Origin of the sequence: Pseudomonas kielensis (genome assembly GCF_014236655.1) — a bacterium.
GTDB classification, from domain to species: Bacteria; Pseudomonadota; Gammaproteobacteria; order Pseudomonadales; family Pseudomonadaceae; genus Aquipseudomonas; species Aquipseudomonas kielensis.
In genome coordinates this window covers 1-20720 of sequence record NZ_JACMYG010000024.1, presented here as the reverse complement: position 1 = coordinate 20720, position 20720 = coordinate 1, and the positions used below count along the sequence as shown (strand labels likewise).

Below are 20720 nucleotides of genomic sequence, written 5' to 3'. Positions count from 1 at the left end.
TGTGTGCGTGCCCGAAAACGTGCGGCGATGGTAACGGATGGGCGCCAACCTGCAAGCTTAGTCAGCGTAATAACGCTTCGGGCAGTGTCAGCGTGCGTGGGATCAGCGTTGCGTCCCAGTGGGCGCTGCCCCATTTGAGCACTTCGGCGGGTGTCGCATCGTCCAGGTCGGCAGGCGGCGTTTGCCCCAGGGCCCGCAATGCGCGCAGCAGCAAGGGCGTGGCCTGGTCTGCGCGCAGCGGTGGCGAGCGGTAGGATTTGCCGAGCTTGTTGCCATCGGGCTGGGTGATCAGGGGCAGGTGCAGGTAACGCGGTTGGCGCAAGCCGAGCAGTTCCTGCAGGTACAGCTGGCGCGGGGTGGAGTCGAGCAGGTCGGCACCGCGCACGATGTCGGTGATGCCTTGCCAGGCATCGTCGAGCACCACCGCCAATTGATAGGCGTAGAGCCCGTCGCGGCGACGAATCACAAAATCGCCGACCTCACGGCCCAGGTGCTGGCGGTACTGGCCTTGCACGCGGTCATTGAAATGGTATTCCAGCTCGGGTACCCGCAGGCGGATCGCCGCGTCTTCGCCCGGGTGGCCGGCGTTGCGGCACAGGCCCGGGTAGATGCCGTGATAGGGCTCCAGCTGTTTGCGCGAGCAGGTGCAGGCGTAGGCCAGGCCGTGGTTGAACAGTTGGTCGAGAACCTGGGCGTAGGCAGCGTGCCGTTCGCTCTGGCGAATCATCGTGCCGTCCCATTCAAAGCCGTAGCTTTCCAGGGCCTTGAGAATCGCCGCCTGGGCACCGGGTTCTTCCCGGGGCGGGTCAAGGTCTTCCATGCGCAGCAGCCAGCGCCCACCGACCGAACGGGCGTCGAGGTAGGAGGCCAGGGCGGCGACCAGCGAACCGAAGTGCAGGTGGCCACTGGGGGTCGGGGCGAAGCGCCCGATATAGTCGGGGGAGGTGAGGCTGGTCATGAGGGCATTGTTACTTGGTGGGGCTGGCGACAATCACATTGTAGGAGCGGGCTCGCTTGCGAAAAACTCCTGAACACCGCGTGCCTTCAACCAGTGCGCGTTATCGTTGTCGTTCTTCGCGAGCAAGCTCGCGCCTGCACGGAAATCAGAAACAAAAACGGAGCGTTCGCACGCTCCGTTCCTGGTTCAAGTCGAGGCTTATTTGCCGACTTGCTTTTCCTTGATTTCCGCAAGGGTCTTGCAGTCGACGCACATGTCGGCGGTAGGACGTGCTTCGAGACGGCGAATGCCGATTTCGACGCCGCACGACTCGCACCAACCGTATTCTTCGTCTTCGATCAGTTGCAGGGTCTTGTCGATTTTCTTGATCAGCTTGCGCTCGCGGTCGCGGGCGCGCAGTTCGAGGCTGAATTCTTCTTCCTGGCTGGCACGGTCGGCCGGGTCAGGGAAGTTGGCCGCTTCGTCTTTCATGTGGTCAACCGTACGGTCGACTTCCTGCATCAAGTCCTGTTTCCACTTGTTCAGGATCTTGGTGAAGTGAGCGCGCATGGGCTTGCCCATGTACTCCTCGCCCTTGGACTCAACGTAGGGTTCGAAGCCGCTGATCGACTGATTTGCCTGTTGCTTTGCTTGGGTGGGCATGAAATGGACCGCCTCTACTCTTGTAATCCATTGCGCAGGATTGCTCCATCACCGACACCTGCCGGCCCTGCGGCTGCAAGCGGGCGAACTTACCAGATCAAATCAGGCCGCGCTACTCCCTCATGTCGAGGCTGCGGCCCGGAAGGCTTGCAAAGGGTTGCAAAGCCTGGTCTGGCGGCTCTGGAGACCTGATCAAATATTGATTTTAGTCAATCCTGCGCCTCGCGTATGGCTCTATGACACATGAACCTTGGTCTTGTGACCGCATTAGCTTCTCGCTCGTTCCTGGCCTTGGGTAGAATCGTTTCTTTTTTACCCCGTTGAAGGAAGGCTAATGGCTCAGTCCTACAGTGCGCGCAGCCGCGCTATCGAACCTTTCCACGTCATGGCCCTGCTGGCGCGCGCCAACGAGCTGCAAGCCGCCGGGCACGACGTCATCCACCTGGAAATCGGCGAACCGGACTTCACCACTGCCGAACCGATCATCCAGGCTGGCCAGGCGGCGCTGACGGCGGGTAAAACCCGTTACACCGCGGCGCGCGGCATACCTGAGCTGCGTGAGGCCATCAGCGGCTTCTACGAGCAACGCTACGGCTTGAACATCGATCCGCAGCGCATCCTGATCACCCCGGGCGGGTCGGGCGCGCTGTTGCTGGCCAGTGCCTTGCTGGTGGACCCAGGCAAGCACTGGTTGCTGGCCGACCCCGGCTACCCGTGCAACCGCCACTTCCTGCGATTGGTGGAGGGTGCGGCGCAATTGGTGCCGGTCGGGCCGGAGGTGCGTTATCAACTGACCCCGGACCTGGTGCAGCGTTATTGGGACCAGGACAGCGTCGGCGCACTGGTGGCATCCCCGGCCAACCCCACCGGGACCATTCTGACCCGCGACGAACTGGCGGGCCTGTCGACGGCGATCAAGGGGCGCAACGGTCATCTGGTGGTGGACGAGATCTACCACGGCCTGACCTACGGCACCGATGCCGCCAGCGTGCTGGAAGTGGATGACAGTGCCTTTGTCCTGAATAGTTTTTCTAAATATTTCGGCATGACCGGCTGGCGCCTGGGCTGGCTGGTAGCGCCGCAAGGGGCGGTCAGTGAATTGGAGAAGCTCGCCCAGAACCTGTATATCAGCGCACCGAGCATGGCCCAATACGCGGCGTTGGCCTGTTTCGAACCGGCAACCTTGAGCATTCTGGAAGAGCGCCGCGCCGAATTCGGCCGGCGCCGCGATTTCCTCCTGCCGGCATTGCGTGAGCTGGGCTTCGGCATCGCGGTAGAGCCGGAGGGCGCGTTCTATCTGTATGCGGACATCAGCGCCTTTGGCGGCGATGCCTTTGCGTTCTGCCGGCATTTCCTGGAAACCGAACACATCGCCTTTACCCCGGGGCTGGACTTCGGTCGGCACCAGGCCGGGCATCACGTGCGGTTTGCCTACACCCAGAGCCTGCCGCGGTTGCAGGAAGCGGTGGAGCGGATTGCCCGTGGCTTGCGGAGCTGGCAAGGCTGATGCGCTTCGATCCCCCTTTGGAAGAAGGTCGGTTGATCCGACGATACAAGCGTTTTCTTGCCGATATCGAAACCGTTACCGGCGAGATGCTCACCATTCACTGCCCTAACACCGGCTCGATGTTCAATTGCATGGTCGAAGGCGGGCAGGTGTGGTTCAGCCGCTCCAACGACCCCAAGCGCAAATTGCCCGGTACCTGGGAAATCAGCGAAACCCCGCAAGGGCGCCTGGCGTGCGTCAACACGGCGCGGGCCAACCCGTTGATCGAGGAAGCGCTGCGCGCCGGGTTGATCAGCGAGCTGGCCGGCTTTACCGGGCTCAAGCGGGAAGTGCCGTACGGGCAGGAAAACAGCCGGATCGATTTCCGTCTGGATTACCCCCACGGACCGGCTTTCGTCGAAGTCAAAAGTGTCACCCTGGGGTTCGACGGTTCGGCTGTCGCGGCTTTTCCCGATGCGGTGACTCAGCGCGGGGCCAAACACTTGCGCGAGCTGGCGTGCCTGGCCCGGGATGGGGTTCGCGCCGTGCAGTTGTACTGCGTGAACCTGACCGGCATCGAAGCAGTGCGCCCGGCGGTGGAGATCGATCCGGGCTACGCCGCCGCCCTGGCGGAAGCCAAAGCGTCCGGGGTCGAAGTGTTGGCCTATGGCGTGACCCTGACCGCCGAGGAGGTCAGGGTCGAGCGGCGTCTTGAGGTGCTGCTCGGCGTTTAGCCTTGGACCCAGATGCCTTGGGCGTCTTCGCGGCACTTCAGGGCCGTGAGGGATTGGCCGGCGCAGGGACCGGCCACGCATTCACCGCTCTCGATCAGGAACAGTGCACCATGGGTGGCGCACTGGATCAGGCTGGCGCTGGGGTCGAGGAACTGGTCCGGCTGCCATTCCAGGCCGACGCCACGGTGCGGGCAACGGTTCTGGTAGGCGTAGACCCGGCCTTCGCGGCGCACGGCAAAGACCTTTTGTCCGGCGATGTCGAAGCCACGGCTGCTGGCATCGACCAGTTCGGCGCTGGTACAAAGAAACTTCATGACTATCCTCAGGTGCCGAAGGCGCTGACCTGCGGCGGTTATGGGCTGCGTGCGCTGGTTAGCAAATGTGTCTGTGCTTGACGTGCAAATGCTAACAATTATCAAATGCCGGCTTCGTCCGCGAAGGTGCATAAGCCAAAGCGCCTGGGATTGTGCGGGAAAACGCCTGAAAGGAAACCCTGTTATGCGCCTGAGTACCAGCGCTATCGCGCTCTGTGTCGGACTACTGGTTGCCCGTGGCGCCGCCGCGGTCGAATTGCCGCAACGCTGGGTCAGTGCCGGGGGCGCGCTGTCGGAGTGGGTCAGTGCCCTGGGCGCGCAAGCCAGGCTGGTGGGCGTGGACACCACCAGCCAACACCCGGAGTCACTCAAGGCCTTGCCGAGTATCGGTTATCAACGCCAACTGTCGGCCGAAGGCATTCTGAGCCTGAGTCCGCAGATTCTGATCGGTACCGAAGAAATGGGCCCGCCGCCGGTGTTGTCGCAGATTCGCAGTGCCGGGGTCCAGGTTGAACTGTTCTCGGCCCAGCCGGACTTGCCCACCCTGCAGAACACCTTGCAGCGCCTGGGGCGTTTGCTGGGCAGCGAGGCGCAGGCCACTGCACTGTTCGACGGTTATCAACAGCAACTTGTGCAGCAGCAGGCCTGGGTCAGCCAGGCCCAGACCACGGCCAAGGCGCCGGGTGTGCTGCTGTTGCTCGGCCACGCCGGGGGCAAGCCGTTGATCGCGGGTAAAGACACCGCCGCCGATTGGCTGCTGCAACAGGCCGGCGGGCGTAACCTGGCGACCCACAGTGGCTACAAGCCGTTTTCGGTGGAGTCCCTGGCGGGGCTGACGCCGGATGTCCTGGTGTTTTCGGACCGGGCGTTGACCGGCGATGCCGCACGCGAAGCGTTGTTCAAGCAGAACCCGATCCTCACCTCGACGCCAGCGGCCAAGACCGGCCGCGTACTGGAACTGGACCCGACGCTGCTGGTCGGCGGCCTGGGCCCGCGCTTGCCGCAAAGCCTGGTCAAACTGTCTGCCGGTTTCTATCCCGCTGAATCCGCCAAGGCCACCGCCGCCCAATGAGCACTCTGGTAAAACCGCGCTCGTTGTTTATTGGCCTGGGGCTGCTGTGTGTGTTGGCGACCTGGCTGTCCCTGGCGCTGGGCCCCGTCAGCCTGCCGCTGCTGGACACCTTGCGGGCGGCCCTGCGCATGCTTGGGCTGCCGATTGCCGGTGATGGCCTGGAGCAGGCCGAGCTGATTCTCGGGCAGATCCGTTTGCCGCGCACCCTGCTCGGGCTGGCGGTGGGTGGCGTCCTGGCCCTGTCCGGAGTGGCGATGCAGGGGCTGTTCCGCAACCCACTGGCGGACCCGGGGCTGGTGGGAGTGTCCAGTGGCGCGGCCCTCGGCGCGGCTGTCGCGATTGTCGGGGGTTCGCTGTTCGGCGGTTTGCCGGAGGCGATCGGTCCGTACTTGTTGTCGATCTGCGCCTTTCTCGGCGGCCTGGGGGTGACGGCGCTGGTTTATCGTCTGGGCCGGCGCAATGGCCAGACCAATGTCGCGACCATGTTGCTGGCGGGCATCGCCCTGACGGCCCTGGCGGGTTCTGCGGTGGGCTTGTTCACGTATTTGGCCGACGATGCGACCCTGCGTACCCTGACGTTCTGGAATCTGGGCAGTCTCAATGGCGCCAGCTATGCGCGGCTGTGGCCGTTGCTGCTGGTGACGACCGTGGTGGCGCTGTGGTTGCCGCGTCGGGCCAGGGCCTTGAATGCGCTGCTGCTTGGCGAGTCCGAAGCCAGTCACCTGGGGATCAACGTCGAGCGGCTCAAGCGCGAACTGGTGTTCTGCACCGCGCTGGGGGTTGGCGCCGCCGTCGCGGCGGCGGGGATGATCGGCTTTGTCGGCCTGGTGGTGCCGCACTTGGTGCGGTTGCTGGCCGGGCCCGATCACCGGGTGTTGTTGCCGGCCTCGATCCTGGCGGGTGCCAGCCTGTTGCTGCTGGCCGACCTTGTGGCGCGCCTGGCGCTGGCACCGGCGGAATTGCCGATCGGCATCGTCACCGCGTTCATTGGTGCGCCGTTCTTTCTGTTCCTGTTGTTGCGAGGTCGTGCCTGATGCTGCGAGTGGAAAACCTGCAGATCCGTCGAGGCGGCACTATCGTCCTGGCGGACATCGACCTTGCGCTCAACCCGGGCGAGGTGCTGGGTGTGTTGGGCCCTAACGGTGCTGGCAAAAGCACCTTGCTCGGCGCCCTGTGTGGAGAGCTGCGCGCCGATCATGGACACGTCTGGCTGGACCAGCGCCCCTTGGCTGAATGGGACGGCGCGCGGCGCGCGCAACGCCTGGCCGTGCTGCCGCAAAGTTCGACCCTGGATTTTGCCTTTCGCGTCGAGGAGGTGGTGGGCATGGGTCGCTTGCCCCATCAGACCGGACGCCAGCGAGATGACGAAATTGTCGCCGCCGCCTTGCAGGCCGCAGATGTTGGCCACTTGAGCGGCCGCAGCTACACCGCACTGTCGGGTGGTGAGCGCCAGCGAGTGCACCTGGCGCGGGTGCTGGCGCAACTGTGGCCGGGCGAAGCGGGGCAGACCTTGCTGCTCGATGAGCCGACCTCGATGCTCGACCCCTTGCATCAACACACGACGTTGCAGGCCGTGCGCCAGTTTGCCGATCGCGGCGCGGCGGTGCTGGTGATCCTGCATGACCTGAATCTGGCGGCGCGCTACTGTGACCGCATTCTGCTGCTGGAAAACGGTCGCCCCCATGCCCTGGACACCCCGCAACAGGTGCTGCGCCCCGAGTCGCTGAAGGCGGTGTTTGGCCTGGAGGTGTTGGTGCAGCCGCACCCGGAGCGTGGGCATCCGCTGATCATTGCGCGCTGAGGTGAGTTCATGGGTCGCATCCTGATTGTGCTGTGTCTGCTGCTGGTGGCCTGCCAGAGCGGGGTGCCGACTGGCGTAGGCCAGCCTGCTGGGGAGATTGTCGATCTGCGCAGCGGGCAGGCACTGACCGCCCAGGCGCTGGTCGAGCGGTTGGCGGGAGCGCCTCGGGTGATCGTGGGCGAGCAGCATGACAACCCTGATCACCATCAGGTCCAGCTATGGCTGTTGCAAGCGTTGGCCCAGCGCCGAGTGCAAGGCAGTCTGTTGCTGGAAATGCTCACCCCGCAGCAACAGGCCGCAGTCGATCAACTGCGCGCACGCAGTCCCGGGCAATGGCCGGCCGATCTACCGGCAGCGCTGGCCTGGCAGCCGGGTTGGGACTGGAATCTGTACGGTCCGATCGTGCGTTACGCCTTGGCCCAGCCTTATCCCTTGCTGGCAGCCAATCTTGATGGGCCTGAGGTGCGGCGCCTCTACAAAGAGGCGCCAACCCTGAGCGGTGGGCGCTCGACTGCGGAGGCGGTCAAGGCGCCGTTGCTGGCGCAGATTGCACAATCCCATTGCGGTCTGCTGCCCGAGAGTCAGATGCCCGCGATGCTGGCCGTGCAGCAGCATCGGGATCGGCGAATGGCTGAGCGCCTGATGACCGCGCCGACGCCGGCCATGCTGTTTGCCGGTGGTTATCACGCTCGCCTGGATCTCGGGGTGCCGGTGCACCTGGAGGACCTCGGTGCTCGCCCGCCAGCAGTGGTGCTGATGCTGGCGGAGAAAGGTGAGTCGGTGGCAGCGGCCTCGGCGGATTATGTCTGGTACACGGCCGTTCGGCCGGTGCAGGACTATTGCGCTTCAATGCGTCAGTAAACGGCTGCCTGCGGGCTGATCGACAGGCAAAAAAAGACCCGGCAAGAGCCGGGTCAAATAACCGTGATTAGCCTGATGAGGAGATAATCTGAGAGTCCGAACCAAGGGTCTTTCAGAAGATCGGCTGATCTCGCGACCAGTTGTGGCAATCATAACGATTCTCATTTCGATGTCAACGAATGTTTCTCGAATTCTTTTTCATTTCGCTAAACACGTGTTTGAACCCCCGCAAATCCTGGGGTTGACGGGTGTCTAGGGTGCTCAATTCTTTTGCCGGGACGAGATGGCTTCCAGTTGTTTGTTGAGGGCGTCTTTGCGTTCGGCGGGAATATCGTTCCAGTGCATGTCCATCAGCGCTCCCTCGATCGCGTACAGCAGCACTTTCGATGCGCGGAATCCGCGGGTGCGTACCGCCCTGTATGCATCCACCGCCCCTAATCGGCGCAAATCCGAAGCGCTGTGAATGCCTACGGCATGCAGCCATTGCGCCGACGTCTTGCCAAGATTCTTCAGGTGTTGCAGTTCGTCATTCATCAAGCCTCCTTGCGATGGGCGAAGAGTGCGTTGGGCGGACCTTTGAGGAGTGTAGCGGTCAGTAGGAAAAGCGTGGTTCTTTGGTCGGTTTGAACGCAAAAGCTTCTAAGGCTATGTGCCAGATAGCTCTGCAGGAGGCGGGGGCGGGGAGGCGTGTCGCGAAACGACCCCTGAAGTCCGGCCGTGCGGCGGTGCCGGACTTCAGGGGCGTGAGGGGATCAGCGAGTGCGGTAGCGCAGGCGGGTGCCGAAGTTCATCGACATGAGGATTTCGTCTGCCGAGAGTTCGGGCGGGAAGTAGGCGCCGGAGATTTGCGCATGGGCCAGGCTCGCGCCTTCCAGGGACGCCTGGCGAAAATCGATGCCGCGCAGGTCGGCGGAGCGGAAGTAGGCATCGCTGAAGTCGATGCCTTCGGCGTTCAGTTCGCGCAGGTCGAGGCCACGAAAGTCACCGCCCACCATATCGATGGGGCCGTTCTTTGGGCGTTCGCGGTTGAAGCCCTGAATGTCGTCTTTGTGCAGCAGGGCATAGAGCGGGGTATCGAGTAGTGTGGGCTGGCTCATGGGCGTCACCGTGTTGGATTTATGACGCCAGTATAGTGCCACTAGGCGACTGGCGTGAGGCTGTCACAGCCCCACGTCAGTTGCCCCATGTGCTTACAGGCCCGGCAGGCGTTGGCGAATCTGCGCGACGACGGTGTCCAGGGTCCCGCTTTCGTTGGTTTGGACACGTTTGCTGCAGAGGATTTCTGCAGGCGTCAGGGCTTCGCGATTGGCTTGTTGAGCCGCGATAACGGCCAGGTTGGCGTCGGAGGGATCGTTTTTGTCTGCCTGACGCTGCGCCAGCCAGCTCTCGATCACGGCCTGGGGGGCGTTGCAGTCGAGAATCAGGAAGGGGGCGCCGGTGGCTTCCGCAACGAGCGCCGCACCATCGCGCTGCTCGCGCTTGAGGTACGTGGCGTCGAGCACCACCGGGAAGCCGGCACGCAGGATCACGTCGGCAATCTCATGCAGGCGTGCATAGGTCGCTGCGCTGGCGTCGGCACTGTAGATGCCGGCTTGCGGATCGTTTGGTACCTGCTGCTCGCCGAACAGGCGCTTGCGTTCGACATCGGAACGCAGGCGGATGGCGCCCAGGGCTTCGACCAGACGCATGGCCACGCGGCTTTTGCCGACTGCCGAGACGCCATGGGTGATGGCCAGGAAGCGCGACGGGATGGTGCTGTAGCTCTCCGCCAGGTTGGCGTAGTTGCGGTACTGGCGCAAAGTGGTGGCCCGCTGCACGGGGGTGGCATCGGCAGGCATGCTGAACAGGCTGACCTTGGCGCGCACCAGGGCGCGGTAGGCTTTGTAGAAGTTCAGCAGTTCCAGGCCCTGGTAATCGCCGGTCAGCTCCAGGTATTGGCTCATGAAGCGTCGAGCGAGGCTTTTCAGGCCGCGGTCTTCCAGGTCCATCGCCAGGAAGCCGGTATCGGCATAGACGTCGGTGAAGCGGAATGGCTCGTTGAATTCGATGCAGTCGAAAATCACCACGTTGCCATCGATCACGGTGGCGTTGCCCAGGTGGATATCACCGTGGCATTCGCGGATGAAGCCCTCGGCCTTGCGTTGGGCCAGCAGTGGCTTGAGGCGCTCGAAGCTGCTTTGCGCCCAGGCTTGCAGGGCCTCGAGTTGCAGCAGGTCGGCCTTGTCATTGAGGAACGGGCGAATCTGGTCGAAGTTCTGCAGTACCGGCGCCATGACGCTGTCCGGCGTGCCGGCTTCGTGGTCGGCCGGAACCCGCGGCGCTTCGAGGTGGAAGCGGGCGATCTGTTGGGCCATCGCGTCGATGTGCGCGGTGGTCAGCTCGCCGTTGGCCTGCAGGGTGCTGAGCAGTTGGCTTTGCGGGAACTGGCGCATTTTCAGCGCGTAGTCGAGTACCGGACCGCTGCCGCCCAACTGGGGGGCTTCGGCGCTGCCGGTGATCGGCAAGACTTCCAGGTACAGGTCATTGGTCAGACGCTGGTTGAGGCGCAGCTCCTCGGCGCAGAAGTGCTCGCGAGCTTCAAGCGTGGTGAAGTCGAGGAAGCCGAAGTTCACCGGCTTTTTCACTTTATAGGCGTAGGGGCCGGTGAGCAGCACCCAGGAGATGTGCGTCTCGATGACCTGGAATCCGTCTACCGGATGGGGGTAGAGGGCCGGGTTTTGCAGGGCAGCGATCAGGGATTGGCTCACGGGCGATCCTTCAGAGTCTGGGAAAATTCAAGGGCGCCATTATGGCCGCAAGCGGGGCCAACGCAAACCTCGCGGGGCTCATGTTGATCAGGAATAAAGTGCGTATAATCCGCCGCCATGACTCGTACCCGATCCCCCCGCACTGCAAAAAAACGTCCCTCCAAAGGCCTGAGCCCTTGGCTGGGCTGGGCCCTGAAGCTCAGTCTGGTCGGCCTCGTGGTGCTGGCAGGCTTTGCCGTTTACCTTGATGCCGTGGTCCAGGAGAAGTTCTCCGGCAAGCGCTGGACCATTCCCGCCAAGGTTTATGCCCGTCCGTTGGAGCTGTTCGTCGGACAAAAGCTCAGCAAGGAAGATTTCCTGACGGAACTCGATGCCCTGGGCTATCGCCGCGAAAGCGTGGCCAACGGCCCTGGCGCAGCTGCGGTCAGCGGCAATACCGTGGACCTGAACACCCGTGGTTTCCAGTTCTATGAAGGCATGGAGAAGGCCCAGCCGGTGCGTGTGCGCTTCTCCGGTGACTATGTGGCCGAGCTGTCTGCGCTGAACGGGTCGAAGCTCTCCGTGGTGCGGTTGGAGCCGCTGCTGATCGGCGGGATCTACCCGAAAAATCTCGAAGACCGGATTCTGATCAAGCTCGATCAGGTCCCGCCTTACTTGCTGGAAACCCTGGTCGCGGTTGAAGACCGGGATTTCTATAGCCACTGGGGGGTGTCGCCCAAATCGATTGCCCGGGCCGTCTGGGTCAACACCTCTGGCGGCAAGATGACCCAGGGTGGCAGTACGCTGACCCAGCAATTGGTCAAGAACTTCTACCTGACCAACGAGCGCAGCCTGAGCCGCAAGCTGACGGAAGCCATGATGGCGATGTTGCTTGAGCTGCATTACGACAAACGCGAAATTCTTGAGGCGTACCTCAATGAAGTGTTCGTCGGTCAGGATGGCCAGCGCGCGGTGCACGGTTTTGGCCTGGCCAGTCAGTTCTTCTTCGGCCAGCCGTTGTCCGAGCTGAAACTGCATCAAGTGGCGATGCTGGTGGGCATGGTCAAGGGGCCGTCCTACTACAACCCGCGACGCAACCCCGAGCGGGCGCTGGAGCGGCGCAACCTGGTGCTGGATGTCCTTGAGCAACAGGGCGTGGCCACGGCCGAGCAGGTGGCGGCCGCGAAAAAACTGCCGCTGGGTGTCACTACCCGCGGCAAGCTGGCCGACAGTTCGTTCCCGGGCTTTATCGACCTGGTCAAGCGCCAGTTGCGCGAAGACTACCGCGACGAAGACTTGACCGAAGAGGGCCTGCGGATTTTCACCAGCTTCGACCCGATCCTGCAGATGAAGGCCGAAGCCTCGGTTAACGATACCTTCAAGCGCCTTTCCGGACGCAAGGGCGCGGACGAGGTTGAGGCGGCGATGGTGGTGACCAACCCGGAAACCGGGGAAGTGCAGGCCATGATCGGCAGTCGCCAGGCCGGTTTTGCCGGGTTCAACCGGGCGCTGGATGCGGTGCGGCCGATCGGCTCGCTGATCAAGCCGGCGGTGTACCTGACGGCGCTGGAAAAACCGAGCAAGTACACCCTGACCAGTTGGCTGTCCGACGAGTCGTTCTCGGTGAAGGGCGCCGATGGCCAGGTCTGGAAACCGCAGAACTATGATCGGCGGTCCCACGGCACGGTCTTCCTGTATCAGGGCCTGGCGCACTCCTACAACCTCTCGACCGCGCGCCTGGGTCTGGAAGTCGGGGTGCCGAATGTCCTGAAGACTCTCGGTCGCCTGGGGGTCACCCGGGAGTTCCCGGCCTTCCCGTCGATGTTGTTGGGGGCGGGCGGCTTGACGCCGATCGAAGTGGCAACCATGTACCAGACCCTGGCCAACGGTGGTTTTAATACGCCGATGCGCGGGATTCGCAGCGTGCTGACGGCCGAGGGCGAGCCGCTCAAGCGGTATCCGTTCCAGATTCAGCAGCGTTTTGATCCGGCTTCCATTTATCTGATCCAGAGCGCCATGCAGCGGGTGATGCGTGAGGGTACCGGCAGTTCGGTTTATAACGTGCTGCCCAAGACGTTGACCCTGGCAGGCAAGACCGGCACCAGTAACGATTCTCGCGACAGCTGGTTCGCCGGTTTCAGCCAGGACCTGCTGGCGGTGGTGTGGCTGGGCCGCGATGACAACGGCAAGACGCCGTTCACCGGTGCCACCGGTGCGCTGCAGGTCTGGAGCAGTTTCATGCGCAAGGCCGATCCGCTGCCGCTGGACATGCCGCAGCCGGATAACATCGTGCAGGCGTGGGTCGATTCGCGGACCGGGCAGGGCTCGGATGCCAGTTGCCCAGGCGCGGTGCAGATGCCGTATATTCGCGGCAGCGAACCGCCTCCCGGCGCTGCCTGCGGTGGCACAGACCCCGCGTCAGGCGAATCGGTGATGGACTGGGTCAAGGGCTGGATGAATTAAGCAGAGAGGGTTTCAAGTGAACAAGTGGTTTATTCCAGCGGTAACGCTGACGGCTCTGACTTTGCTCAGTGGTTGCTCGACCGTGCAGCGCGGTTCGATTCCGGTGGTCGATTCGGGCACCGCGGTGTCCAACAGCGAGCGGCTCTCTGCCAACGGCGGCTTTCGCAAGACTACGGTGACCCGCCCTGCACAGGGTCAGGTCCAGGCCATTCCACAGGGTGATACCGGTGTGGTGGTGATGGTGCCAGGTGGCGGCGCCACGACCTCGACGCCGATCAGCACTCAGCCGATCACCCCAGGCCCGATCAGCTCCGGACCGATTACTCCGGGGCCGGTCGACAGTGGTCCGCTTGTGCCGAGCACCAGCTACAGCCTGCCGCCGACGCCAAGCGGCGTGCCTTCTGCCAGTAGCGCGGCCGGTGGTCTGTCGGCTGATGAACAGTTGGACGGCCCGGTACTGGCCTTGCTCACCACGGCCCAGCAGCAACAGGCAGGCGGTGACCTCAATGGCGCCTCGTCGAGCCTGGAGCGGGCCCAGCGGGTAGCCCCGCGTGAGCCGCAAGTGCTCTATCGCCTGGCGCAAGTGCGCATGGCCCAGGGCGATGCCCCTCAGGCGGAGCAGTTCGCCCGTCGCGGCCTGACCCTGGCCAATGGCCGTCCTGACCTGCAGGCCAGCCTGTGGGGGTTGATCGCCCAGGCGCGTGAGCAGCAGGGCGATGCCGCCGGTGCCGCCCAGGCACGGCAGAAGGCCAAGGTTACGCTGTGATGGATCAACGTTTTCCGAAGATTGCCGAGCAGTTGCTGCTGATCGAGCGCGAGTTGCGGGTCCAGGGCTGGTGGGACGAGGTCTCGCCTTCTGCGCAGGCACTGTCCAGTGTGGAGCCGTTCTCGGTCGACACCCTGGACTTCGAGCAGTGGCTGCAATGGATCTTCCTGCCACGGATGAAGTTGATCCTCGAACAGGATCTGCCCTTGCCCAACGCCTCGGGGATTCAGGAGATGGCCGAAATGGTCTTCGCCGCCCGCGATGTCCAGGGCCGGGATCGTCAGTTGCAGGTTCTGCTCAAAGAGTTCGACCAGCTGATCAGCGCTTCCCGTTGATATGATCACTGCCAGCGTCCTGCTGGCAGTGACGCTTAACCCCTCAAGAAAATCCACTCTGTGCGCTGCGACAGGTGCGTTCGTATGCCATTTTCTTGCCAAAACTGCGCAATTGAAATAATCCGACCTGGGGTTTGGCGGTTTTTTCTTGCGTTCTCATGCGCTTAGTTCGAATTAAGCACATTGACGGCTTGACTTGCAGAGGGCGAAACAGAAGAATCCAAAGTCCGCTGTAGAGGGACTGCCAGAAGCAGGCCCGCTCAGCAGATCATGAGGCGCACATCCGCGCCGACCTGTTACACCCGCAACGCGTTACCTCGCGCTGGGTGGGAAAGTCCCGCAACACTTGGGACGCTCCCAATACTTGCTCAGTCAGTGCTGACGTAGTCGGCGACCACCGTCGCTCATGCTCTGCTGAGAAGTAAACCTATTAAGACCCGTCCCCTTATGTGGGCGGTATTCTGGCGTTTTAGAGGTGAACAACGTGGAGCTTTTATCTGGCGGTGAGATGCTCGTCCGCTTTTTGCGTGACGAAGGCGTCAAATATATCTACGGGTACCCGGGTGGTGCTCTCCTTCATGTATACGATGCCCTGTTCAAAGAACCGGAAGTGACTCACATCCTGGTTCGCCACGAACAAGCGGCTACCCATATGGCTGACGGCTACGCCCGTGCCACCGGTAAAGCCGGCGTGGTATTGGTGACTTCCGGTCCAGGCGCCACAAACGCCATCACCGGGATTGCCACCGCCTATATGGACTCGATTCCAATGGTGATCATTTCCGGTCAGGTGCCTAGCACCATGGTCGGCACCGACGCGTTCCAGGAAACCGACATGATCGGTATCTCCCGGCCGATCGTGAAGCACAGCTTCATGATCAAGCACGCTTCGGAAATCCCGGAAGTCATGAAGAAGGCGTTCTACCTGGCGCAATCCGGTCGTCCTGGTCCGGTGGTTGTCGATATTCCAAAAGACATGACCAACCCGGCCGAGAAGTTCGAATACATCTTCCCGAAAAAAGCCAAGCTGCGTTCCTACAGCCCGGCTGTTCGTGGTCACTCCGGGCAAATCCGCAAGGCGGCAGAAATGCTCCTGGCGGCCAAGCGTCCTGTGTTGTACGCAGGTGGCGGCGTGATCCTCGGTGGCGGCTCCGCGCCGCTGACCGAACTGGCCCAGATGCTCAATCTGCCCGTGACCAATACCCTGATGGGCTTGGGTGCCTACCCTGGCACCGACCGTCAGTTCATTGGCATGCTCGGCATGCACGGCAGTTACACCGCCAACCTGGCCATGCACCACGCTGACGTGATCCTGGCGGTCGGCGCCCGTTTCGATGACCGTGTGATCAACGGCCCGGCGAAGTTCTGCCCGAATGCCAAGATCATCCACATCGATATCGACCCGGCTTCGATCTCCAAGACCATCAAGGCCGACGTGCCAATCGTGGGCCCGGTGGAAAGCGTCCTGAACGAAATGGTCGCGATCCTCAAGGAAATCGGCGAGACCCCGAACAAGGAGTCCGTTGCCAGTTGGTGGAAGCAAGTGGACGAGTGGCGCGGTGATCGTGGCCTGTTCCCTTACGACAAGGGTGATGGCAGCGTCATCAAGCCACAGACCGTGATCGAGACCCTGTGCGAAGTGACCAAGGGCGATGCCTTTGTGACCTCCGACGTGGGCCAGCACCAGATGTTCGCGGCGCAGTACTACAAGTTCAACAAGCCAAACCGCTGGATCAACTCTGGCGGCCTGGGCACCATGGGCTTCGGTTTCCCGGCGGCCATGGGCATCAAGTTGAGCTTCCCGGATGTCGATGTTGCCTGCGTCACAGGCGAAGGCAGCATCCAGATGAACATCCAGGAACTGTCCACCTGCCTGCAGTACGGCTTGCCGGTCAAGATCGTGATCCTCAACAACGGTGTGCTGGGCATGGTTCGCCAATGGCAAGACATGAGCTACGGCAGCCGTCATTCGCACTCCTACATGGAGTCGTTGCCTGACTTCGTCAAGCTGGCCGAGGCCTATGGCCACGTCGGCGTGCGCATCACCGACTCGAAAGACCTCAAGTCGAAGATGGAAGAAGCGTTTGCCATGAAGGACCGCCTGGTGGTGATCGATATTTCGGTCGACACCAGCGAGCACGTCTACCCGATGCAGATCAAAGACGGCTCCATGCGCGATATGTGGCTGAGCAAGACGGAGCGTACTTAATCATGCGGCACATTATTTCCTTGCTTCTGGAAAACGAACCGGGCGCTCTGTCTCGTGTGGTCGGGCTGTTCTCGCAGCGTAACTACAACATCGAAAGCCTGACCGTGGCACCTACCGAAGACCCGACCCTGTCGCGTCTGACGCTGACTACCGTGGGGCACGATGAAATCATCGAGCAGATCACCAAGAACCTGAACAAGCTGATCGAAGTGGTCAAGCTGGTCGACCTGTCGGAAAGCGCGCACATCGAGCGCGAGCTGATGCTGGTCAAGGTCAAGGCCACCGGTGCCCAGCGCGCCGAGATCAAACGCACTACCGATATTTATCGTGGGCAGATCGTCGATGTCAGCGCCAGCGTGTATACCGTTCAACTGACCGGTACCAGCGACAAGCTCGACAGCTTCATCCAGTCCATTGGCACCGCCTCGATCCTGGAAACCGTCCGTAGTGGCGTAACCGGTATTGCCCGCGGCGACAAAGTACTCAGCATCTAAACCAAATTAGCGAATGGCCTGAACGGCCTGGATATATAGGGGAATTTCATGAAAGTTTATTACGAAAAAGACTGCGACCTGTCCATCATCCAGGGCAAGAAAGTTGCCATTATCGGTTACGGCTCCCAGGGTCACGCTCAAGCGTGCAACCTGAAAGATTCCGGCGTTGACGTTACCGTTGGCCTGCGTAAAGGTTCGGCTACCGTTGCCAAGGCTGAAGCTCACGGCCTGAAAGTGACTGACGTGGCTTCCGCTGTTGCCGCTGCCGACCTGGTCATGATCCTGACCCCGGACGAGTTCCAATCTGCCCTGTACAAGAACGAAATCGAGCCGAACATCAAGAAAGGCGCCACCCTGGCCTTCTCCCACGGTTTCGCGATCCACTACAACCAGGTTGTGCCGCGCGCTGACCTCGACGTGATCATGATCGCGCCGAAGGCTCCAGGTCACACCGTGCGTTCCGAGTTCGTCAAAGGCGGTGGTATCCCTGACCTGATCGCCATCTACCAGGATGCTTCGGGCAACGCCAAGAACGTTGCACTGTCCTACGCTGCGGGCGTTGGCGGTGGTCGTACCGGCATCATCGAAACCACCTTCAAGGACGAGACCGAAACCGACCTGTTCGGCGAGCAAGCCGTTCTGTGCGGCGGTACCGTTGAACTGGTCAAAGCCGGTTTCGAAACGCTGGTTGAAGCTGGCTACGCGCCAGAAATGGCCTACTTCGAGTGCCTGCACGAACTGAAGTTGATCGTAGACCTCATGTACGAAGGCGGTATCGCCAACATGAACTACTCGATCTCCAACAACGCCGAGTACGGCGAGTACGTGACCGGCCCGGAAGTTATCAACGCCGAATCCCGTCAGGCCATGCGCAACGCCCTGAAACGCATTCAGGACGGCGAGTACGCCAAGATGTTCATCAGCGAAGGTGCTACCGGCTACCCTTCGATGACCGCCAAGCGTCGTAACAACGCTGCGCACGGTATCGAAATCATCGGCGAGCAACTGCGTTCGATGATGCCGTGGATCGGTGCCAACAAGATCGTCGACAAAGCCAAAAACTAAGTCACGACCCTGTACGAAAAACGCGGCTTAGGCCGCGTTTTTTCGTTTGGTGGGCAGGTTCTGGTATAAAGCTGCATCGTTTGTGCTGCGAACCGTTGGCGCAGACACCTGTCGAAACTTTCCACACCGTTGCAAGGTACTGTCCATGAGCGAACGTCCCGAAGAGCCAAACCAGGCTTCTGACGCCGAAAGCCTGCTGCCCATCGATGAACACATCGAAGAAGGGCATGACGCTGAAGGCCGTAAAGTCCGGCATCGTGGTATCTATCTTCTGCCGAATCTGTTCACCACCGCGAACCTGTTCGCGGGGTTCTACTCCATCATCAACTCGATGAGCGCCCAGAGTGCCTTGAGTGCCGGTGATGCTGCCGGCGCGAGCAAGTATTTTGCTTTCGCGGCAATCGCGATCTTTGTTGCCATGGTGCTCGATGGCCTCGATGGTCGGGTGGCGCGGATGACCAACACCCAGAGCGCCTTTGGCGCCGAGTACGACTCGCTGTCGGATATGGTCGCCTTTGGCGTTGCACCGGCGTTGCTGGCCTTCGGCTGGGCCCTGGGCGACATGGGCAAGGTCGGCTGGATGGTTGCCTTCATCTATGTAGCGGGTGCGGCCTTGCGTCTGGCGCGCTTCAACACCCAGGTGGGGACCGCGGACAAGCGTTACTTCATTGGCCTGGCCAGCCCGGCTGCCGCGGGTGTGGTGGCGGGTATTGTCTGGGCGTTCAGCGACTACGGGATCCAGGGCTCAAAAATGTCCTTCCTGGTGGCGCTGATGGTGGCCGCGGCCGGCATGCTGATGGTCAGCAACATCAAGTACAACAGCTTCAAGGAGCTGGACCTGAAGGGGCGCGTGCCTTTTGTGGCGATCCTGGCGGTGGTGCTGGTGTTTGCCGTGGTGTTCAGTGATCCGCCGCGCATCTTGCTGCTGGTGTTCCTCGCCTACGCCGCCTCTGGCCCGGTGCAGTACTTGTTACACCTTCGCCGGCACAAAAAAGCCGAGTGATGTAATTTCCCCCATACTCCGCAGTCTATTGGTGCATCAACCCTCCAATGCTGCGGAGTTGTCATGTTATTCAAATTCCCCAAGTCGTCTGACTGCACTGAGTCGGACGTCACGCCTGAATCCCTCTATCTCTCTCGCCGCAGCGTGCTGGGCAGTGCTGTCGGCGTAATAGCTGCCAGCAGTCTGCCGCGCTGGGCCAGCGCCGATGACGTTGCGCGTTACCCGGGCGTCGAGCCTGGCAAGGCGCCTGCCTGGTTCAACGAGAAACTCCCTGCGACGCGCTGGGGGGCGGTCAATGTCAAGGATGAGTCGATCACGCCCTTCAAGGATGCGACCCACTACAACAACTTCTATGAGTTCGGTACCGACAAGGGGGATCCAGCGGCCAATGCTGGCGCCTTGAAAACCGAACCCTGGAGCGTGGTGGTGGACGGGGAGGTGGGGAAGCCGGGGCGCTATGCCTTGGAAGACTTGATGAAACCCTATCAGTTGGAGGAACGCATTTACCGCCTGCGCTGTGTGGAGGCCTGGTCGATGGTGATCCCCTGGATCGGTTTTCCTCTTTCGGCGTTGCTCAAGCAGGTCGAGCCTACTTCCAAGGCTCGGTACATTCGCTTCGAAACCTTGCAGGATCCTAAGAGTATGCCGGGCCAGCGCTCCGGGTTTGCCCTGATCGACTGGCCTTATATAGAAGGGCTGCGCCTGGATGAGGCGATGAATCCGCTGGCGATACTGGCGGTCGGGATGTACGGGCGCGAATTGCCGAACCAGAACGGTGCGCCATTGCGTCTGGTGGTGCCGTGGAAGTATGGGTTCAAGAGTGTGAAATCCATCGTGCGGATCAGCCTGGTCAGCGAGCAGCCGAAAACCACTTGGCAGAGCATTGCCGCGGATGAGTACGGCTTCTTCGCCAATGTGAACCCCACAGTGGATCATCCGCGTTGGACTCAGGCGCGGGAGCGGCGTTTGCCCAGCGGATTGTTCAAGCCCAATGTGCGCGACACTCAGATGTTCAATGGCTACGCGGATGAAGTCGCCGACCTGTATGCAGGGATGGACTTGAGGACTCACTACTGATGCGCTTTGTGTTTTGGCGCTGTGCCGTCTTTATAGCGGCGGCGGTGTGGCCGCTACTCTGGTTGTATGAGGCCTGGAGTTCGGCGCTGGGGCCGGACCCGGGCAAGGTGTTGGTCGATCGCCTGGGGTTGGGAACCTTGACGCTGCTCTTGATTACCCTGGGTATGACGCCTTTGCAGAGACTGAGCGGGTGGCCGGGCTGGATAGCGGTCAGGCGGCAGCTGGGGTTGTGGAGTTTTGCCTATGCTGCGCTGCATCTGTCTGCCTATCTGGTATTTGTTCTTGGATTGGATTGGTCGCAGTTGGGGGTGGAGCTGAGCAAGCGGCCATACATTATTGTTGGCAGTCTCGGCCTTGTGGGGTTGCTGGTGCTGGCGGTGACTTCCAATCGATACAGTCAGCGACGTTTGGGGGGGCGCTGGAAGAAGTTGCATCGCCTGGTCTACGGGATTCTGGGGCTTGGTTTGCTGCATATGTTGTGGATAGTTCGTGCAGATCTGAAAGAGTGGGCGATCTATGCCTCTATAGGTGCGCTGTTATTAGTCTTGCGTGTACCTGCCATTGCTCGGCGAATTCCGCGTTTAAAGGGCAAAAAGGCACCTTCTGCAACAAAAGCTTAATTAAAGGTTGACGGCAGATTCCAGGTGTCTATAATTCGCCCCACTTCCGGCGCAGTCGAAACGGAAAACTACTTGGTAAACAATGAGTTACGCG

At 61.5% G+C, this 20720-nt stretch carries 21 protein-coding genes; 15 read left to right on the top strand and 6 right to left on the bottom strand.

Going from position 1 to position 20720, the window contains the following annotated elements:
- Positions 1-61 precede the first annotated feature (61 nt).
- Complete coding sequence (gene gluQRS / locus H7995_RS20150; protein WP_166592418.1) at positions 62-958, bottom strand: tRNA glutamyl-Q(34) synthetase GluQRS; 897 nt, start codon at positions 956-958, stop codon at positions 62-64.
- A gap of 198 nt (positions 959-1156) precedes the next feature.
- The gene (gene dksA, locus H7995_RS20145) at positions 1157-1600 is read right to left on the bottom strand and encodes an RNA polymerase-binding protein DksA (RefSeq protein ID WP_095166579.1); all 444 of its coding nucleotides are present in this window, start codon (positions 1598-1600) and stop codon (positions 1157-1159) included.
- A 334-nt stretch (positions 1601-1934) separates the two neighbouring features.
- Between dksA and H7995_RS20140 the strand changes: the two genes are divergently transcribed.
- Both H7995_RS20140 and sfsA read left to right on the top strand, forming a co-directional pair.
- Entirely contained in the window at positions 1935-3107 is a 1173-nt protein-coding gene (locus H7995_RS20140; RefSeq protein WP_166592419.1) for a pyridoxal phosphate-dependent aminotransferase, read from the top strand.
- Positions 3107-3820, top strand: a complete 714-nt coding sequence (gene sfsA / locus H7995_RS20135; RefSeq protein WP_166592420.1) for a DNA/RNA nuclease SfsA — start codon at positions 3107-3109, stop codon at positions 3818-3820. The genes H7995_RS20140 and sfsA overlap by 1 nt, the downstream gene beginning before the upstream one ends.
- Here the strand turns inward: sfsA and H7995_RS20130 are convergent.
- Entirely contained in the window at positions 3817-4134 is a 318-nt protein-coding gene (locus H7995_RS20130) for a Rieske (2Fe-2S) protein (RefSeq protein ID WP_166592421.1), read from the bottom strand. The genes sfsA and H7995_RS20130 overlap by 4 nt on opposite strands.
- 184 nt (positions 4135-4318) lie before the next feature.
- On the opposite strand from H7995_RS20130, the gene H7995_RS20125 reads away from it, so the two are divergent.
- Genes H7995_RS20125 through H7995_RS20110 form a run of 4 tightly spaced genes read left to right on the top strand, consistent with a single transcriptional unit; the run spans position 4319 to position 7868 of the window.
- Entirely contained in the window at positions 4319-5206 is an 888-nt protein-coding gene (locus tag H7995_RS20125) for a heme/hemin ABC transporter substrate-binding protein (protein WP_166592422.1), read from the top strand.
- 50 nt (positions 5207-5256) lie between these two features.
- Entirely contained in the window at positions 5257-6240 is a 984-nt protein-coding gene (locus H7995_RS20120; RefSeq protein ID WP_182344810.1) for a FecCD family ABC transporter permease, read from the top strand.
- Complete coding sequence (locus H7995_RS20115) at positions 6240-7007, top strand: heme ABC transporter ATP-binding protein (protein WP_182342339.1); 768 nt, start codon at positions 6240-6242, stop codon at positions 7005-7007. The genes H7995_RS20120 and H7995_RS20115 overlap by 1 nt, the downstream gene beginning before the upstream one ends.
- 9 nt (positions 7008-7016) lie before the next feature.
- Positions 7017-7868, top strand: coding sequence for a ChaN family lipoprotein (locus H7995_RS20110; RefSeq protein ID WP_182342336.1), 852 nt, complete (start codon positions 7017-7019; stop codon positions 7866-7868).
- 261 nt (positions 7869-8129) lie between these two features.
- Here H7995_RS20110 and H7995_RS20105 read toward each other — a convergent pair whose 3' ends face one another.
- From H7995_RS20105 to H7995_RS20095, 3 genes are all read right to left on the bottom strand, one after another.
- Positions 8130-8402: a TfoX/Sxy family protein gene (locus H7995_RS20105; protein WP_166592425.1), complete on the bottom strand. Its 273-nt coding sequence runs from the start codon at positions 8400-8402 to the stop codon at positions 8130-8132.
- A 218-nt stretch (positions 8403-8620) separates the two neighbouring features.
- The gene (locus tag H7995_RS20100) at positions 8621-8965 is read right to left on the bottom strand and encodes a pentapeptide repeat-containing protein (RefSeq protein ID WP_166592426.1); all 345 of its coding nucleotides are present in this window, start codon (positions 8963-8965) and stop codon (positions 8621-8623) included.
- 93 nt (positions 8966-9058) lie between these two features.
- Positions 9059-10615, bottom strand: coding sequence for a bifunctional aminoglycoside phosphotransferase/ATP-binding protein (locus H7995_RS20095; protein ID WP_166592427.1), 1557 nt, complete (start codon positions 10613-10615; stop codon positions 9059-9061).
- 117 nt (positions 10616-10732) lie between these two features.
- Between H7995_RS20095 and mrcB the strand changes: the two genes are divergently transcribed.
- From mrcB to msrQ, 9 genes are all read left to right on the top strand, one after another.
- Positions 10733-13057 carry a penicillin-binding protein 1B gene (gene mrcB, locus H7995_RS20090; protein WP_182342334.1) on the top strand — a complete coding sequence of 775 codons (2325 nt, stop codon included), beginning with the start codon at positions 10733-10735 and terminating at the stop codon, positions 13055-13057.
- A gap of 16 nt (positions 13058-13073) precedes the next feature.
- Positions 13074-13823, top strand: a complete 750-nt coding sequence (locus H7995_RS20085; protein WP_166592429.1) for a tetratricopeptide repeat protein — start codon at positions 13074-13076, stop codon at positions 13821-13823.
- Positions 13823-14158, top strand: coding sequence for a YqcC family protein (locus H7995_RS20080; RefSeq protein ID WP_095166606.1), 336 nt, complete (start codon positions 13823-13825; stop codon positions 14156-14158). The genes H7995_RS20085 and H7995_RS20080 overlap by 1 nt, the downstream gene beginning before the upstream one ends.
- Positions 14159-14642: 484 nt before the next feature.
- Positions 14643-16367 carry an acetolactate synthase 3 large subunit gene (locus tag H7995_RS20075; protein WP_166592430.1) on the top strand — a complete coding sequence of 575 codons (1725 nt, stop codon included), beginning with the start codon at positions 14643-14645 and terminating at the stop codon, positions 16365-16367.
- A 2-nt stretch (positions 16368-16369) separates the two neighbouring features.
- Positions 16370-16861, top strand: a complete 492-nt coding sequence (gene ilvN, locus H7995_RS20070) for an acetolactate synthase small subunit (protein WP_003205610.1) — start codon at positions 16370-16372, stop codon at positions 16859-16861.
- 48 nt (positions 16862-16909) lie between these two features.
- Entirely contained in the window at positions 16910-17926 is a 1017-nt protein-coding gene (gene ilvC, locus H7995_RS20065; protein WP_007948647.1) for a ketol-acid reductoisomerase, read from the top strand.
- A gap of 145 nt (positions 17927-18071) precedes the next feature.
- Positions 18072-18929: a CDP-diacylglycerol--serine O-phosphatidyltransferase gene (gene pssA / locus H7995_RS20060; protein ID WP_095166608.1), complete on the top strand. Its 858-nt coding sequence runs from the start codon at positions 18072-18074 to the stop codon at positions 18927-18929.
- A 63-nt stretch (positions 18930-18992) separates the two neighbouring features.
- Positions 18993-20006 (top strand): protein-methionine-sulfoxide reductase catalytic subunit MsrP, encoded by a 1014-nt coding sequence (gene msrP / locus H7995_RS20055; protein ID WP_166592431.1) that lies wholly within the window; start codon positions 18993-18995, stop codon positions 20004-20006.
- A complete protein-coding gene (gene msrQ / locus H7995_RS20050) occupies positions 20006-20626 on the top strand; it encodes a protein-methionine-sulfoxide reductase heme-binding subunit MsrQ (RefSeq protein ID WP_185818767.1) in 621 nt (206 codons plus the stop codon). Before msrP ends, msrQ begins: the two co-directional genes overlap by 1 nt.
- The last annotated feature ends 94 nt before the right edge of the window (positions 20627-20720 follow it).

What these genes read in the sequence shown, in the direction of transcription:
- gluQRS (WP_166592418.1), bottom strand. Translation starts at nt 958, where the DNA reads ATGACCAGCCTCACCTCCCCCGACTATATCGGGCGCTTCGCCCCGACC.
- dksA (WP_095166579.1), bottom strand. Translation starts at nt 1,600, where the DNA reads ATGCCCACCCAAGCAAAGCAACAGGCAAATCAGTCGATCAGCGGCTTC.
- H7995_RS20140 (WP_166592419.1), top strand. Translation starts at nt 1,935, where the DNA reads ATGGCTCAGTCCTACAGTGCGCGCAGCCGCGCTATCGAACCTTTCCAC.
- sfsA (WP_166592420.1), top strand. Translation starts at nt 3,107, where the DNA reads ATGCGCTTCGATCCCCCTTTGGAAGAAGGTCGGTTGATCCGACGATAC.
- H7995_RS20130 (WP_166592421.1), bottom strand. Translation starts at nt 4,134, where the DNA reads ATGAAGTTTCTTTGTACCAGCGCCGAACTGGTCGATGCCAGCAGCCGT.
- H7995_RS20125 (WP_166592422.1), top strand. Translation starts at nt 4,319, where the DNA reads ATGCGCCTGAGTACCAGCGCTATCGCGCTCTGTGTCGGACTACTGGTT.
- H7995_RS20115 (WP_182342339.1), top strand. Translation starts at nt 6,240, where the DNA reads ATGCTGCGAGTGGAAAACCTGCAGATCCGTCGAGGCGGCACTATCGTC.
- H7995_RS20110 (WP_182342336.1), top strand. Translation starts at nt 7,017, where the DNA reads ATGGGTCGCATCCTGATTGTGCTGTGTCTGCTGCTGGTGGCCTGCCAG.
- H7995_RS20105 (WP_166592425.1), bottom strand. Translation starts at nt 8,402, where the DNA reads ATGAATGACGAACTGCAACACCTGAAGAATCTTGGCAAGACGTCGGCG.
- H7995_RS20100 (WP_166592426.1), bottom strand. Translation starts at nt 8,965, where the DNA reads ATGAGCCAGCCCACACTACTCGATACCCCGCTCTATGCCCTGCTGCAC.
- mrcB (WP_182342334.1), top strand. Translation starts at nt 10,733, where the DNA reads ATGACTCGTACCCGATCCCCCCGCACTGCAAAAAAACGTCCCTCCAAA.
- H7995_RS20080 (WP_095166606.1), top strand. Translation starts at nt 13,823, where the DNA reads ATGGATCAACGTTTTCCGAAGATTGCCGAGCAGTTGCTGCTGATCGAG.
- ilvN (WP_003205610.1), top strand. Translation starts at nt 16,370, where the DNA reads ATGCGGCACATTATTTCCTTGCTTCTGGAAAACGAACCGGGCGCTCTG.
- ilvC (WP_007948647.1), top strand. Translation starts at nt 16,910, where the DNA reads ATGAAAGTTTATTACGAAAAAGACTGCGACCTGTCCATCATCCAGGGC.
- pssA (WP_095166608.1), top strand. Translation starts at nt 18,072, where the DNA reads ATGAGCGAACGTCCCGAAGAGCCAAACCAGGCTTCTGACGCCGAAAGC.
- msrP (WP_166592431.1), top strand. Translation starts at nt 18,993, where the DNA reads ATGTTATTCAAATTCCCCAAGTCGTCTGACTGCACTGAGTCGGACGTC.
- msrQ (WP_185818767.1), top strand. Translation starts at nt 20,006, where the DNA reads ATGCGCTTTGTGTTTTGGCGCTGTGCCGTCTTTATAGCGGCGGCGGTG.